Consider the following 15,208-nt stretch of genomic DNA (forward strand, 5'->3'; position numbering starts at 1 on the left):
CGGCTTAGAAGCGGAAAGTCACGCTTACCGTATCCATAATGGATGGAAAAAGCGCCTGCTGCTGAGTTGTTGAGATGCCATTTGTGGTGATAAAAGCAAAAAAAACATTCGGGTCTTTAGGCAAAATCTGCCGCACATAAGTAGTGTCGCGCGGGTAACGAATAGGATAATCTTGGCCCAAATAGCCAGTAACATTCACCATTGCCAGGGTGCGGGGCGGCTCGTCGAGCAGGCGGATGCGCACCCAGGCCGGGGCCACGCAGCTGGGGCGCAGGTCCCGGTTGCGGCGGCCGCCGCGCACCTCGGGCTGCACCAGGGCCAGGTAGCCGGGCGGGGCCGTGGCCTGCAGGTCGTAGCGCTGGCCCTCCTCGCCCTGGAAGCGGAAGCTGAAGCGGCCCTGCGCGTCGCCGTGGAACACGTCGGGCAGGCGGCTGCCGCCCACCGCCCCGCGGCCGGCGCGCACCAGGCGCAGCTCGGGGAAGGGCACGGGCTGGCCGGTGGCCTCCACCACGGCCCGGCCCTCCACCCGCGTTTCGCCCTTCGGGTCCACCACGTAGCTGCAGCCGGCCAGCAGCGCGGCCAGCGGCGCTAATAATAGATTGCGAGAATGTGGCATCGGAAATAAAGCGGATTGGGCGACAATAAGACCCAGCATCTGACGGAAGCAGGTGCCAGCAACGAAACACGGGTGTAGCGGAAGCGGGGTAGGGTAATTCGGGTATGCTGTATTCGTGAGGAAAGATAGAAACTTGGCGGAATAATGCAAGCTAGATGCCGCCCGCGGCACGGATAGCGGATGGTCCGCTTCCGCCTGGCACGCGCAATTATTTTTTCCGCCGGAGTGCGCTCTGCCCCAGCCCGAACCGATACATTTGCCTAACCTGCCTATAAGGGTTGTGCCTATGCTAAAACGCTACTCTGTCGCTATTTACCTGCTGCTATTGACGCCGGCCGCCGCCTTCGCCCAGGGCAACGGCCCCGGCCTGCGCGGGGGCCGCGCGGCCGCCCTCGGCAATGCTTCCGTCACGCTCAGCGACGCGTGGGCCCTCGGCAACAACGTGGCCGGGCTGGGCCAGCTCATCCGCCCGGAAGTGGGCGTGTATGCCGGCAACCAGTTTTTCATCCGTGAGCTGAGCAACGCCGCCCTGGCCGCCGCCGTGCCGCTGGGCCGGCAGCCCGAGAGCAGCACCGCCAAAGCCGCCCGCCACGGCGTGCTGGGCGTGGAGCTGCAGCGCTTCGGCGGCAAGCTCTACAGCGAGCAGCGCGTGGGCCTGGGCTACGGCTACCGCCTGGGGCTGGTGAGCGTGGGCGCCCGCGCCGACGTGCTGCAGGTCAGCATCGAGGGCTTGGGCAGCCGCCGTGCCGTGGCCCTGTCGCTGGGCGGGCAGGCCGAGGTGATTCCCAACAAGCTCACCTTCGGCGCCTACCTCTACAACCTGAACCAAGCCCAGCTGGCCGAGTACCAGCAGGAGCGGGTGCCCACCGTGCTCAAGGCCGGCCTGAGTTACCGCCCGTCGGCCAAGGTGCTGCTGCTGGTGGAAACCGAAAAGGACGTGGAGCAGGACGCCGACTTCAAAGCCGGCCTGGAGTACCAGCTCCTGGAAGCCGTGGCCGTGCGCGCCGGGGTGGCCACGCTCACCCAGCAGGCCACCGGCGGCGTGGGCCTGCGCTTCGGGCGTCTGCGGCTGGATTACGCAGCCGGCTACCACAACGTGCTCGGCCTGAGCCAGCACCTGAGCCTGAACCTGCGCTTCGATGCGGCCCCGGCAGCCGCGCCCCAGCCTCAGCCCGCCGCCCAGCCATGATGCCCCGCCGAAACCGCGCCCCGCGCCCGTTGTCCGGCGCGGGGCCCCAAATAAACCATCCGGCTCCCCCTCTCCTTAGGGAGAGGGGGCCGGGGGGTGAGGCCCTCCGGAAGGTGACGTTGTTGGCCGCCGCCCTGCTGCTCTGCGGCCCGGTCCGGGCTCAGGTGCAGGACTACCCGCGCCCACGCCCCGACCTGGACCGCCTGCTGCAGGAGCTGTTTGCCGAGCCGCAGAGCGACCAGGTGCCCTACGAAGACCTCTACGAAACGCTGCTGCAGTACCTGCAGACGCCGCTGAACCTGAACACGGCCGGCCGCGAGGAAATGGGTTCCCTGCTGCTGCTCTCGCCGCCGCAGATTACGGCCCTGCTGGAGCACCGCGAGCAGGCCGGTCCGCTGCTGGCGCTGTACGAGCTGCAAAGCATCCGCGGCTTCGATCTGCGTACGATTTACCGGTTGGCGCCCTTCGTGACGGTGGGCACCCCGGACGCCAACGCCGCCCGCGGCCCGCTGTGGCAGCGCATCTGGCAAGAAGACAACAACGCCCTGTTTCTGCGTTACGAGCGGGTGCTGCAGCAGCGCAAGGGATACACGCCCGCTACGCCTAACGGCTCCGGCGACGTGCCCACGCGCTACCTCGGCTCGCCCGATAAGCTGCTCGTGCGCTTTCGCACCAGCCACGCCCGCGACTTCTCGGTGGGTTTCGCAGCCGAAAAGGACGCCGGGGAGCAGTTTCGCTGGGACCCCGGTACCCGTCGCTACGGCTTCGATTACTACACGGCGCACTTCGGGCTGTTCGACCGCGGCCGGCTGAAATCGGTGGTGGTGGGCGACTACCAGCTGCAGTTCGGGCAGGGGTTGCTGCTGTCCTCGGGTCTGCAGGTGGGCAAAGGCGCCGAAACCGTGACCACGCTGCGCCGCTCCAACGTGGGCGTGCGGCCGTATTCCTCGGTGCTCGAAACTGCGTTTTTCCGCGGTGCCGCCGCTACCGTGGCCCTGGTGCCGGCCCTGAAGCTGACCGGCTTCGCCTCGCGCAAGCGCATCGACGCCACCCTGCGCGGCGCCGACGAGCCGGACGCGGCGTTCGACGAGTTTGCTTCGGGACTGATCATCACCGGCTTTCACCGCACGCCCACGGAGCTGGCCAACCGCCAGAGCCTGCGCGAAACGGTGACCGGCGGCGACCTGACGTTCGCGCCCGGCTCGGGCCGCCTGAGCCTGGGGCTGACGGCCGTCAACACCCTCTTCAGCCAACCCCTGCAGAAACGAGCCGAGCCCTACAACCAGTACGAGTTCAGCGGCCGCCACAACCTGGCCGTGGGCGCGCACTACGCCTACGGCTGGCGCAACGTGAGCCTGTTCGGCGAAACGGCCCGCAGCCGCAGCGGCGGCGTGGGCACCGTCAACGGGTTGCTGGCCAGCCTGGGCTCCGACGTGGACGCTTCCGTGCTTTACCGCCACTATAGCCGTGACTTTCACACGCTCTACGGCAACGCCCTGGGCGAAAACACCCGCAACATCAACGAAAGCGGGCTGTACCTGGGCCTGAAAGTGCGCCCCATCGCGCGCTGGGAGCTGTCGGCCTACTACGATCAGTTCCGCTTCCCGTGGCTGCGCTACCAGGTGGGCGCCCCCTCCACCGGCTACGACTGGCTGCTGCGCGTGGCGTTTTCGCCCACCAAAACCAGCCAGCTCTACGCCCAAATCCGCACCCGCGTAAAAGCCTACGATGCCGCCGGAACGCGGCCCATGCCCATGCCCGAGCCCGTGCTGCGCCGCTCGCTGCTGCTGTTCTACGACACTAGCCCCACGCCGAGCCTGAGCCTGCGCACCCGCGTGCAGGGCGTGCGCTACCGCGAAGACCGGGGACCGGTGCGCACCGGCTACCTGCTGGCGCAGGACGCTACGGTGCAGCCCTGGCAGCGCCTGCGCCTCACCGCCCGCTACGCCCTCTTCGATACCGACGACTACGACACCCGCCAGTACGCCTACGAGCAAGACGTGCTCTACGCCTTTTCTATCCCGGCCCTGTACGGCCGCGGCACCCGCTACTACGCCCTGGCCGAAGTCAAAATCAACCGCCGCCTGACGCTATGGCTACGCTACGCCCACACGCGCTACCGCAACCAGAAAACCGTTGGCTCGGGGCTGGATGAAATCCAGGGTCCGGAGCGCAGCGACGTCAAGGCCCAGCTGCGGGTGGCCCTGTAGTTCTGGCGGCTAGAGGCCTGAATTGCCGGTGCGAGCAGCATCTATTTCATGCTACAAAATTCCTTTAACCCACGAAAAATGGCTAGCGAGTCGTTGTGCGAACTGATGAAAATTGTGCTGCAGGACACAAACCTGAAACCGGACGAGAAAAGACTTTTGATCGACGAGTTGCGCAAAAATAATCCGAGTACCGCGGATCGGTGGACCTACCGTTGCGCTATCTGGATTCTGGGGGCGGTAGTCGTTACCAGCGTCATTTGTATTTGCGTGATGAGCGCGCAGGGAGGTGAAGCGCCGCAGGCGCTTACCGCTATCGGTTCAGCTGCCTTAGGTGGCCTGGCGGGGCTGCTAAATCCAGCCCGTGCCAGTGACAGCGCAAGCTGAAGGCGAGCCACCAGGTTCTGAAAAGAGGTCGGTTCCGACCGTCGAAATCCGGTGCTGAACCAAAAAGAGCCGCTGCCCGAGGGCAGCGGCTCTTTTGCATGCTACTTAGCAGACGCGGCTTACAGCTTCATCAGCTTCTCGACGGACGTACCGCCGCCGGGCAGCGAGAGGTGCAGCTGGTACATGCCGCGGCTGAACGAGCTCAGGTCAACGCGCTCGTGCAACTGGCCGGTACCCTTGATCACTTCTTTGGTCATGATGACGCGGCCGACGGCGTCGGTCACGGTCACGGTCAGGGTGCCGCGCACGCCGTTGTCCACGTTCAGCTCAAAGGCGCCGGTGCTCGGGTTCGGGTACACCGACACGCCCTGCAGCTGCTGGGTTTCGCGGCCACTGGCGACGAGCGCGTCGCGGGTCGTGCAGATTTCCAGGCCCCAGCCGGTCAGCTCACCGCCGTTGCCGACCATCAGATCCGAGACGAGCAGCGTCCAGTTAAAGAACGGCGAAAGGCCGCGGTAGGAATCCAGGTTGTTTACCGGGCGGTAGGTGCCGCCCGTATTCGCGGGGCAGGTAAGCGCCGGGGCCGCGTCGTCGAAGTTGGCGTTCAGGTCGGCCGTGCCGGAGCAGGGTACCGAGGCCAGCGTGATGCGGCGGTTGCCCGGGCCGTTCAGCGACACCACCAGTTCACCCACGTTGGGGTGGGTGATGCGCACGTTGCGTACCCGCACGGCGCTGATCACGTCGCCGGCCACCAGTTGGGTGTTTGGGTCGGTGCCAGGCGCAATGGTGAGCGAGGAGCTAGCCAGGGCCGAAGCCGTCTGCTGAATGGTCTGCGGCACGTCGGTGGCGGCAAACGGCACCGGGATGCACAGCTGACGACCCACGGCGAAGACGCCTTGGTTCGACCACGGACCCGCGCCGCAATCGGCTAGGCCCCGCACCCGCCAGTAGTAGCGGACGTTTTGCGTGAGGGCCACCGTAGCCGTGTACTGGTTGTTGATCAGGCCCGTCTGGTTGATGACCAGCGTGCCGGCCGCAAAGTTCGGGTCCGTCGACACCTGCAAGTCGTAGGAGCTGATGGTCTGGATGGCCGACCATTGGAAGAGCGGCTGGGGCAGGGCGCGCAGCGAATTGGCTGCCGGGGCCGTCAGCGCGGGCGCGGTAGTCACGGCGGGGCGTACCACCACCGTAATCGGCTGGGTTTCCACCTGGGTACCGTTGGTGCCCGTGACGTTGATCGTGTAGGTGCCGGAGGGCGTCGCAACAGTCGAGGTCAGCGTGACGGTGGACGAGCTGCCGGCTGCTGCCGGGTTGGTGCCGAAGCTGGCCGTCATTCCCGCGGGCAGGTTGTTGGCCGCCAGCGTTACCTGGCCGGTGAAGCCCAGAAGCTGGCCTACGGTCACGTTGCAGGTCACCGCGCCGCCGGGGCAGATCGGGGCCGGAGCCGTGGTGCCGCAGGCGCTGCTCAGGAAGAAGCCGGGCGCCGTGGGTACCTGCAGCACAAAGTTGGTGTTCGAGATGTCGAAGAAGACGTTGCCGCTGGCCTTCACCTTCAGGCGGGCCTGCGTGGTGGCGGGCACCGTCGTCGGTACGGTCACCTGCTCGCTGCCGTCGTTGGGCGTGCCGGCCAGCAGGGTGTAGGGATAAGTCTGCCCGCCATCGACCGACAGCAGAATGTCCACGTTGGCGGCGTTGATGGGGGCCGCCGTGGTGTTGGCCACGTTCCAAGTTACTTGCTGGGCCACGGTGGCGCGCCAAGTCACGTTGGTGTTGGGCTCCGTCACCAGGAAAGGGCCGGCCGCGTCGATAACCGGTACCGAGACGGTGTCGTAGTCCACTCCGCCGCCGCCTACGCGGTTGTCGCGCACGGTGAGGCGGAAGTTCAGCCGGCGGCCGTAGCTCGGCAGCAACTCGCCCATGGTCTGGGTATTGTTGAGCAGGTCGCTCAGGCGCGGGAAGGTGCGCGAAGGGCTGGTGGTAGGCAGGAAGGAGCGGAAGATGGGGGCGTTGCCCACCGGGGCGTTGGGCGCGCCGCCCGGGCCCAGGTTGTACTGCTCCCAGCAGTAGGTCAGCGCATCGTTGTTGGCGTCGGTGGCCGAGCCGGTCAACTCGAAGGGCGTGCCCTTGGGAATCACGTAGCGCGGGCCGGCGTCCACCACGGGGGCGGTGTTGCCGGTGGCCGTGCGCACGGCGCAGTTGCCGTTGCCGTTCAGGTGCGCCACGATCTGGTCGAAGCTGCGGGTGTGGAAGTACGGATCTGAGTACGCCTGGATGTTGCTCGGCGCGCAGATGTCGGCGTAGGCCATGATGGTCGAGCCCGAGCCCGGCTCGAAGGCCGAAGTAGAACTGCGCGTGCCGTTCGAGGTGCTCGACGGACCCGTGCAGTTGCCGTCGGCAATGGAGTTGAAGGTGTGGCTGCCGCCGAACTGGTGCCCCATCTCGTGGGCTACGAAGTCGATGTCAAACGCGTCACCCGTGGGGTTGGGCAAGCCGGTTACGCCGGAAGCCTTATTGCCATCCACGCACACGCTGCCCAGGCGGGCGATGCCGCCGCCGCCGGTGCTGAACACGTGGCCCATGTCGTAGTTGGCCGCGCCGATGATGTTGTCGATGGTGGTCTGGTTTTCAGCCAGCATCGTGGCACCACTGCTGTTCGTGTACGGGTCAGAGGCCGCGTTCAGGTAAACCAGCTGGTTGTTGTTGGGAATCAGCTGGAAGCGCACGGCCAACTCGTTGGTGTACACCCCGCTCACGCGGTTCACAGAGGAGGTGATGCCGGCCAGGGCGCCGGCCACAGTGCCGCCCTTGGTGGCGGCGTACTCCCCGGTGCAGGCCACGGCCAAGCGGTAGGTGCGCAGTTCGGTGCCGGAGCGGCTGGCCGTGCCCGAAGGCGTGTTCTGCGTGGGCGCCAAGCGCTGGGCCGCACCCGCCGATTCGTTGACGCCGCAGATACCGCGCACGAGTGCGGCCTGGTTGATGTCGCGCTTGTTGAACACCAAGTGGTTTACGCCGTCGGCGGTGGGGTCCACGAAAATGGTGTTGCCGGGCGCCAGGATCATGACGTGCAGGCCGGCCGGCGAGATGTCGAAATAGGCTACGGCCGTCGGGTCGTCGATGCCCTGGGCGGCGTAGGTCTTGATCTGCGGAAACTTAGCGGCCAGCAGCGGGTGCATGACCTGGGTTTCTACCACGCGGAAGCGGCCGGCCGTGCCGTCGGGCAGCGGCAGCGACACCACCGTGGCGGAGCGGCGGGCACCCGCGCCTACTTCGGCGGGCGCCTGGGCCAGCGCGGCGCGCAGGTTGGCGGCCTGAATGCTGACCACCCGGTACCGGTCGAGGGCTTGGGTGGTGCGGCGGGCGGCCGCGGGAAGTTGCTCAGCTTTGGCGTCGGCCCAGAGCACGCGCTGCGCGGAGGCAGCAAACGGCGTGGCCAGGCCCGTCAGCAGCAAGCCACCCAGCAGCGCGCCCCGCAGGGCGCCGTTCGGGGTAGAATGTGTGCGCATAGGCAGTGAAAAGAGTGGGTGTAGAGAAAAAGGAAAAACCTGGTTGAGAGGCCCCAAGTTACGGCTTTTGCGCGGGCCTCGGAAGCGGTTGCGGTCAGAACTTTAGCGCGGGTTAGGCGGCTCCGACCACTGCTTGCTGCCCGGCGGCAGGTCGGCTTTGTCGAAGCAGAGGTAGTGCGCTGTATCGCCGGGGCGGTAGGGCTCCACGAAGCTGGTGCGGCCGTAGCCGATGAGCTGGGCGCGCAGGCCGGCGGGCGTCAGTTCCAGGCGCAGCTCGGCGGTAGGGTCCGCGGCGTCGCGCCCGGCGAAGGTTTGCAGCTCCGGAAACTTGGCCGCCAGATCGGGGTGCATCACGGCCGAGCGCTGCAACCGAAACTGCCGCTTCGTGCCGTCGGGCAGGGGCACCACGAGCAGGGTAGGGGCCGCACCTTCGGCGGGCACGGCCTTCAGGAAGCGTTGGGTGGCTGCCAGGTTCAGCTTGAACACCCGGTAGCGCGTGGCCGGCAGGCGCGGGGCGCCGAGCTTGCGCCGCGCGGCCGCGGATACCTCGGTCCAAAAGTCGGCGGGCGGCGGAGTGGCCGGGCCACCGGTAGCGGCGGCCAGCAGCAGGGGCAGCCAAAGAGCGGAGAAGAGCATGGCGGGAAGGTAGCAAACGGCGCGCCGGCTGGCCCGCAGAAGGGATACAGGCCGCTAAGGCATAGACCATCGACGCGGGCCAGGGTTGCTGGCTTGGGTAATTTTGCTGCTAATCAATGGGATGGGGTCGATTTTCCCGCGTCTAACAAAACAGATGGGAGCGGCCTGCCGGCTGGCTGTGCTGCTCACCGATGGCCGCTCCGACGTGCACTTCCCCAAGCAGAAGCACCGGGCGCGAAATGCGAAAGCGCAGCCACCATGATCAGGACATGATGACTGCGCTTTCGCATTGCAGCCGGGCTCTGGTGCAGGATTCGATAGGCTCGAAACGCTTCGGCTACGGAATACTGCTGTTTACGACTCCGGGTGCACGAGCACCAGCTGGGCGCGGTCGGCTTTGCTGATGCGCTGGCGGAAATCCTCGTAGGCCTCGTAGTCCTTGGCCTCGAAGCGGCCGGCGGGCATCTGCAGGCGGCGCGTGTACTGCACCGTGCCGTCGGGCAGCACCTGCGTCTGCGCTTCGTAGCTGCCGAAGGCCGTGCGCAGCTGCACCGGCGCCGGCACCGATTCGGGCTTGTAGCCGGCCGGCACCTTGTAGCGCACCGTGTCGGCGTCCACGAAGGGCATGCGCAGCTGCAGCGGGGCCTGCCGGGCGCCCACGCGCGGCGCGGGCGGCGGCATGCGGTTCAGCAGGTTGGGCGTGAGGAACAGGCGGCGGCCGGTGCGCGAGGCGTAGCTCGGCAGGGCCAGCGTGAGCCGTTCCGTCACGGCCGGTTGCGCGCCGCGGTGGTTGGGCTGCCAGCTGCTCTGCTCGATGGTGACGGCCGCCAGCGGCAGGCGCTTGTACGCCTGCTTACGCTGCTCGTCGGCGGGCAATTGGTGCAGCATCTGGGCCAGCTCGTCCTGCTGCTCGCCGGTGCTGATGGTGCGCACCGTGGCACGGCCGTGGCCCTGCTCGTCGATCTGCACCTCGGCGCGGCGGAACTGCCGGTTGTCGAGGGCCGCGTAGGAGGGCGTGCGCACCAGTCGGCCGCCCTGGGGCGTGAGCAGCAGGGCGTGGCGCCCGCCGGTGAACGAGCCCAAGTAGTCGAAGGCCTCGCTCTGCGAGGTGCACTCCAGCCACACCGTGTCCTTGGGCAGCGGCACGCAAAGGATGACGTGGTTGAACTGGTCGTTGGGAAAGCCCGCGCGCACGGCGGCCCGCTCGCGGCCGGCGCTTACCCAGGCGCTGTAGCTTTCTACCCCGGCCGCGTGCAGCAGGGCCTGGCAGTAGTTGGAAAGGGCTTTGCAGTCGCCGTAGCCGGTGCCCGACACGGTGCTGGCCGGGAAGGGCTGGTAGCCCCCGATGCCTAGCTGCACCGATACGTAGCGGGTGGAGCTTTGCAGAAACGCGTACACCCGGCGCGCCCGCTCCTTCGGGTCGGTGACGCCCTGCACCAGGGCCTTCACTTTCGCCTCGGTTTCGGGGGCCAGCTGGCTGCGGCCCTGCGTGAGTTGAAAACCCCACTCGCCCAGCTCGCGCCAGCTGGTGAGGCCGCCGCGGAAGCCCTGCACCTCGAAAGCGGTGGGGGCCGTGTACACGGTGGGCACCTGCTCGGCCAGCGGCGGGCTGTACGGCTCGCGCTCCACGGCGGGCAGGCGCGTCAGCTGCCAGGTGTAGATGAGCTGGCTGCCCTGCTGGCTTTTGGCCGCGCTGCTGCCGGTGGGTAGGCGCTCCTCCTGGTAGCGCAGCGGCAGCTCCGCGGGCGTCACCACGCGCAGGGTGGCGTGCTCCACGCTCAGGTTTTCTTCTTCCTGCGGACTCCAGGCCGGGAAAGCCAGCGTGTTGGTGGAGTTGATTTCAAACTCGAACTCGGCCGTGTAGGGGTAGCGCGACTGGCGCAGGTCGGCCACGCGCACCCGGTTGTCGGTGTAGAGGCTGAACCCGTCGCTGGCGCTGTAGTCCTTGGTATCGGCGGCACGCAGGCCCCGGATCAGGCGCCCCGCCTCGTCGTACACGTTGCCGCGCAGGTAGGTAATCTGCCGCAGCTTGTCGTAGCCCACCACGGCCGCGCCCCACCGCTCGCCCTGCTCATCGAGCACGGTGGCGGCCACGTGCACGGTGTGCACCAGCCGCCCGGCGGCTTTCACGGTGATGATGTCGTCCTGCTGGCGGATGACCACGTGGGCGTTTTCGCGCAGGCCGGCCGGAATTTGGCTGACGGGCCAGCGCGGGTCGGCGCCGGCGTGGGCCGCAGGGGGGCTCAGGAGCAGCCCGCCACCTAGCACCAGGGTAGCCCGGCAAGCGGCACGGGAAAGGAAGTAACTCATGATTTACGCTTCAGCACGATTTTTTCGGCCTGCTTGGCCAGCATCATTTCGTAGAACTGGCGCAGACCGGCGTATTCTTCGGCCAGGTACATACTGCGGTTCAGCGTCATGCGGCTCATGATCTGCAGCGTATTGCCCACGGGCGTGATGCTGAACAAGAAGCGGCCGCCGCCGTCGGGCAGGTCCACCACGGCATTTTTGGGCAACTCTTCCACCACGTAACCGGCCGGTAGGGTCAGCGTGACCATGCTGGTTTCCTCGCGGCGCGCGCCGAAGTCCACCGGGAAGCGGCGCTCGGTGAGGCGGAAGGGGTTGGCCGCTTCGCTCACGGCGCGCAGCACGTTCAGGTAGATGGTGCCCTGCGGCTGCTCGGCGTCGGCGGGCACGCGCAGGTCCAGGTCGAGCATGAACGGCTTGCTTAACACGTCGGCGTTCTGGAAGGCGAACTTGTCGATTTTCCAGCCCTCCTGGGTTTTAAGCAGGTTCTCCACGTATTTCTTCTCGCCTTGCTGGCGCAGGTCGGCGCGCTCCTGCAGGGCCATGTAGCCGCCGTGCTCATCGCGCAGCTTGCCGGTCAGGGCGCCGCGCTCGTCCAGCGTCAGCTGGGCCGAGCGGAAGCGCACGTGGCGGTAGGGCGAGTTGAGCGCAACCCAGCTGCCCTGCTGCTGGCCCTGAATCAGGCGGCCCTGCCCGCTTAGGCAGGCGGCGGGTAGCATGCCGAAGGGCGCAAACTCCTCGGTGGCGTCGGCCAGCAGGCGGGTGCTGTCGGTCAGCTGCACGTGGGCTACCACGTAGTTAAAGCGCGACAGCATCGGGAAGGACGTATCCACGCGGCCGTGGTCGCGGGTGCTGAGGATGACCGGGTCAGCCTTCAGGCCCGCGTCGCGCAGCAGTGCGATGAGCAGCAGGTTCACGTCGGCCGCGTTGCCGCGGTGCTGCTCCCAGGCCTTGCGGATGCCGGCCTGGCTGAACAGCCCGTCGCCGCTCGACTTGACGTTGTTGCGCACCAGCGCGTGCACGGCGGCGGCGCGTTCGGCGGTATTAGGGTACTGGGCCGTGAGGGCCGCTATCTGCGTTTTGAGGAAGCCGCCGCGCCGTAGCTGCCCGCCGAACTCGTCGGCTTCCAGCAGCTCCTGCTGCATCTTTTCCCAGGTGCCGCTCACATTACGGTACGGCTGCTGGGGCCACTTCAGGCCGGCCAGTTCAAAGTTGATCTGCGTGACGTAGTCGCGCGGGGTCGTCATGAAGGGCTCGGGCTGCAGGGCGGGCACGTTCTTGGTTACCCAGCGGTGGTTTTTCACCTGGGCCACCACGGTTTCGCTGCCGCCCGGCGTGCGGCCGCCAAAGGTCGATTCGCCCTGCCAACGCACGGTAAACTGCGTGCTGCCGTCGGTGTGCTCCTGCTCGGCCAGCGGCTCGTAGCCCTGCCACAGCTGCTTGTAGTCGAAGTACTCCGGGATGGCGGCGCGGTACTCGCTCCAGCGGGTCGGAATCGGGTGCTGGAAGGTCCAGTCCTGGAAGTTGAACCAGAAGTCGGAGGTGATGGTGTAGGCGTACTCCACCACCGAGCCCTCGCGCACGGCGGGCATCGTGAACTTGCGGCGGGTGTGGTTCGCGTCGATTTCCTCGGTGAAGACGCTGCTGTTTTCCAGCTTGGCTTTCTCGATGACGCCGCCCGCGCCCATGTTGTAGGTGTAGCCGCGCAGGGAGCTGAGCTTTTCCGTTTCGCTGCCCTTGTGGTAGAGCACCACGCTGGCGTCGCCCCAGTCGTAGCCGCCCTTCTTCAGGATCTTGATGCGCGTGATGCGCTCGAAGATGACGACAAACTCGCCCTTGGGGCCGATATCGAAGCGGGAGCGGCCGTAGTCGCAGAGGATAACCGCGTTGGCTGCCGAGTCGCCCACAAAGGCGGCTTTGTCGAATTCCTTGGCCTCGACTTTGCCGAATTTAATGGGTTCGGCCTGGCCGAAAGCGGTGAGAGAAACGGTGACCAGACCGGCCGCCAGCGCCAGGCGCGGGAGTAAAGTGTGGGCCATAGAAAGAGGAAATGAGGATGGAAAAACCGGGGATAAAAGCTGAATTAGGGCGTGCGGCGCAGCACCAGCGGCTCGGTGTGCTTGGCCAAGGCGCGGGTGTATAGCTCGCGCAGGGCGGCGTATTCGCCGGGCTGGTACGCGGTCTTGCGCAGCTGCAGGCGGCTGTTCAGAAACAGCACGTTCTCGCGCAGCACGGCCTCGAAGCTGTAGCGGCCGTGGCCATTGGGCAGGTCGATGACGACGTTTTTGGGCATTTCCTCCACGGTGTAGTCCTTGGGCAGGGCCAGCGTTACCGTGGTGATATCCTCGCGCTGGGTGCCAAAATCGACCGGAAAGGTGCGCGTCGCGTTCTGGAAGGGGTTTTGGCGCTCGGTGAAGTGCTGCATCAGCGGCAGGTACAGGCGCTCGGCGACTGCGGCCGCGGGCAGCGTCACGTCCGCCTCGAAGATGAGCGGCTTGGTCGGGTCGGCGGCCTGCTGCACGGCCGCGCGGGCCAGCTGCCAGTCGGGGTACTGGCGCTGCACGGCGCCGAGGTAGTCTTTTTCGCCCGCCGAAGCCAGCTGGCTGCGCTCGGCCAGGGCCGCGTAGCCGGCGTATTCGCGGTACAGGCGGCCCTGGAGCTGGCCCGCCGCGTCAAGGCTGAGGCGGGCGTTGGTCAGGCGCATGTGTTTCTGGGTCGGCGTCAGCGACACCCAGCGCCCGCCCGGGCCGATGAGGCGGCCCTTCCCGTTGAGGCAGCGCAGCGGCAGGGTGCCCGCGGCCGCGGCGGGCTCCGTAGCGTCGAGCAGCAGGTCCTGGCCCGAGGGCAGCGGCACCAAGGCTACCACGTAGTTGAACTAGCTGAGCAGCGGCACCTCGGTTTGCACCTGCCCGTGGGCGCGGGTGCTCACCAGTACCGGCGCGGCTTTCAGGCCCGCGTCGCACAGAGTGCGGATCAGCAGCAGGTTCAGCTCGGCGGAGCTACCGCGCTGCTGCTCCACCACGCGCCGCACCGGGCTGACGGCGTAGCGCCGCTCCTCGCCGTTGTAGCGAACGGCCTGTTGCACCAAGGCCAGGGCCGCCGCGGCGCGGGCGGCCGGGTCGGGGTGGCTGGTCGTGAGGGCTTCGGCGGCGGCGGTGAGGGGCGTGCGGTGCTCCAGCCACTGGCCAAACTGCTCGTCCTTGAGCATTTCCTCGCTGATCTTCTCCCAGGTGGAAGTGACCTGGTGCGGGCGGGCCACATCGAATTGAATCACGTCCAGCTCGAAGTCGATGCCCGCCAGGTAGTCGCGGGCCGCCGTCATGAACGGCTCGTCGCGGAAGGCGGGCACGTGCTGCATGGCCCAGCGGCAGCTCACGGCCTTGGTGCTCAGCGTCGAAACCTTCTCGTCGCCATTGCGGCCGTAGTGGTCTTGCTGGGAGGCGCGGTAAGAGGTGCGGTAGGGTACTACATTGAAGTCCTTCACGGCGTAGGGCCAAAAGCCGTGCGGAATCTGCTTGTACTGGTAAAAGCTCGGCAGCACGGCCCGGTACTCGCTCCACTCCACCGGAATGTCGCGCTGAAAGCTCCAGTCCTGCAGGTTGAACACGAAGTCCGACTTGATCGTGTAGGCGTACTCGATGATGGAGCCTTCGCGCACGCCGGGCAGCGTGAACTTGCGCAGGTTCAGGTGCTCGTCGAGCTTTTCGCGGAAGACGGCCTTTGGGTCTTTGGGGTCGAGGGCCTGCTTTTCCAGCTTACCGCCCACCAGGTTGTAAGTGCAGGCGCGCAGGTTGCTGAGTTTTTCCTCGTTTCCCTCGCGGTGGTAGAGCGGAATCTGCACCGTGGCCTGCTCGTAGCCGGCCTTGGTCAGCACCAAAATGCGCGTGACGCGGTCGAAGACCACCTGAAAACCGTCCTGGGCGCCCTCCACGCGAGACGTGCCGTAGTCGCAGAGTACCACGGCCGGGGCGTCGGCGGCGCTGGGATACTGCTTTGGGTCGAACGAAGAGGCGTCGACCTTGCCAAATTTCACCGGCTCGGGCTGAGCAGCCGCGCCTAAGGCAGCCGTAGCGGCCAGCCCCAGCAGGGCGGCGCGGAACCACAAGAATCGCATATGAAAGCAATAGAAAACAAGCCAAATAAGCCCTGACGCCGCTAATTCTCGGCTGGGCGCATATTCGGTATCCTAAAAGTAATAGGCCAGCCGGGATATTTAGGAGGAATCAATGAAAGATATCCACCGCTTGAAGCCACCATGGCAGGCTGCCTAGGCCCGCTGGACCGGGGCGCACCCAGCACGTTGCGTGCTGCGCTAATCCCCCGTTCTCCCATAGGGAACTTTGCTGGATCCGCCTCGGTGGTC

Annotated in this window: 10 protein-coding genes; 3 read left to right on the plus strand and 7 right to left on the minus strand. The window is 66.6% G+C overall.

Annotated elements, in window-relative coordinates; genetic code table 11:
* Positions 1 to 4: 4 nt before the first annotated feature.
* Positions 5 to 616 carry a hypothetical protein gene (locus ACYVKQ_RS13165; protein WP_460675804.1) on the minus strand — a complete coding sequence of 204 codons (612 nt, stop codon included), beginning with the start codon at positions 614 to 616 and terminating at the stop codon, positions 5 to 7.
* A 286-nt stretch (positions 617 to 902) separates the two neighbouring features.
* Between ACYVKQ_RS13165 and ACYVKQ_RS13170 the strand changes: the two genes are divergently transcribed.
* From ACYVKQ_RS13170 to ACYVKQ_RS13180, 3 genes are all read left to right on the plus strand, one after another.
* On the plus strand, positions 903 to 1,805 hold the full coding sequence (locus ACYVKQ_RS13170; RefSeq protein WP_460675805.1) for a PorV/PorQ family protein: 903 nt from the start codon (positions 903 to 905) through the stop codon (positions 1,803 to 1,805).
* 113 nt (positions 1,806 to 1,918) lie between these two features.
* Positions 1,919 to 4,015, plus strand: coding sequence for a hypothetical protein (locus ACYVKQ_RS13175; protein WP_460675806.1), 2,097 nt, complete (start codon positions 1,919 to 1,921; stop codon positions 4,013 to 4,015).
* Between the two features lie 48 nt (positions 4,016 to 4,063).
* Positions 4,064 to 4,399: a hypothetical protein gene (locus ACYVKQ_RS13180; protein WP_460675807.1), complete on the plus strand. Its 336-nt coding sequence runs from the start codon at positions 4,064 to 4,066 to the stop codon at positions 4,397 to 4,399.
* Between the two features lie 119 nt (positions 4,400 to 4,518).
* On the opposite strand, the gene ACYVKQ_RS13185 is transcribed toward ACYVKQ_RS13180, so the two are convergent.
* The 6 genes from ACYVKQ_RS13185 to ACYVKQ_RS13210 form a co-directional block, all read right to left on the minus strand.
* Positions 4,519 to 7,902, minus strand: a complete 3,384-nt coding sequence (locus ACYVKQ_RS13185) for a reprolysin-like metallopeptidase (RefSeq protein ID WP_460675808.1) — start codon at positions 7,900 to 7,902, stop codon at positions 4,519 to 4,521.
* 102 nt (positions 7,903 to 8,004) lie between these two features.
* On the minus strand, positions 8,005 to 8,538 hold the full coding sequence (locus ACYVKQ_RS13190; RefSeq protein WP_460675809.1) for a hypothetical protein: 534 nt from the start codon (positions 8,536 to 8,538) through the stop codon (positions 8,005 to 8,007).
* Positions 8,539 to 8,892: 354 nt separating this feature from the next.
* Positions 8,893 to 10,848, minus strand: a complete 1,956-nt coding sequence (locus ACYVKQ_RS13195) for a DUF3857 domain-containing protein (RefSeq protein WP_460675810.1) — start codon at positions 10,846 to 10,848, stop codon at positions 8,893 to 8,895.
* The gene (locus tag ACYVKQ_RS13200; RefSeq protein WP_460675811.1) at positions 10,845 to 12,884 is read right to left on the minus strand and encodes a DUF3857 domain-containing protein; all 2,040 of its coding nucleotides are present in this window, start codon (positions 12,882 to 12,884) and stop codon (positions 10,845 to 10,847) included. The genes ACYVKQ_RS13195 and ACYVKQ_RS13200 overlap by 4 nt, the downstream gene beginning before the upstream one ends.
* A gap of 44 nt (positions 12,885 to 12,928) precedes the next feature.
* A complete protein-coding gene (locus ACYVKQ_RS13205) occupies positions 12,929 to 13,711 on the minus strand; it encodes a hypothetical protein (protein ID WP_460675812.1) in 783 nt (260 codons plus the stop codon).
* Positions 13,712 to 13,720: 9 nt separating this feature from the next.
* On the minus strand, positions 13,721 to 14,959 hold the full coding sequence (locus ACYVKQ_RS13210; protein WP_460675813.1) for a hypothetical protein: 1,239 nt from the start codon (positions 14,957 to 14,959) through the stop codon (positions 13,721 to 13,723).
* Positions 14,960 to 15,208: the final 249 nt, after the last annotated feature.

It is taken from the genome of Hymenobacter coalescens (genome assembly GCF_054783195.1).